This is a genomic window from Mesorhizobium sp. M4B.F.Ca.ET.214.01.1.1 (assembly GCF_004791545.1).
GTDB classification, from domain to species: Bacteria; Pseudomonadota; Alphaproteobacteria; order Rhizobiales; family Rhizobiaceae; genus Mesorhizobium; species Mesorhizobium abyssinicae.
The window spans coordinates 1-293 of record NZ_SRUX01000251.1 but is presented as its reverse complement, the minus strand read 5'-3'; the positions used below and the strand labels follow the sequence as shown (position 1 = coordinate 293).

1 protein-coding gene is annotated in these 293 nt (G+C 62.1%); it reads right to left on the bottom strand.

Annotation, left to right across the window (positions count from 1 at the left end; genetic code table 11):
* The coding region (locus EN857_RS34110; protein WP_281036057.1) for an enolase C-terminal domain-like protein at positions 1–293 on the bottom strand (293 nt) is incomplete at both ends.

Genomic DNA, 293 nt, shown 5'->3' with positions numbered 1-293 from the left:
GGCGTCCCAGTTCCAGTCGATGCCGATGCCCGGCTCGCTAGGCGCCAGCGCATGGCCATCCTCGATGCGCATCTTGGCGCCCGTCAACTCATCGAGCTGCGGAATATACTCGACATATTTGCCGTTCTGGATGGCGCAGACCAGGCTGACATGCAACTCCATCAGGAAATGCGGGCAGACCGGCATGTCGAAGGCCTCCGCCGCATGGGCGACTTTCAGCCAGGGTGTGATGCCGCCGATGCGGCCGACATCGACCTGGATGATGTTGGCGCCGCCTTTCTGCATGTACTCGC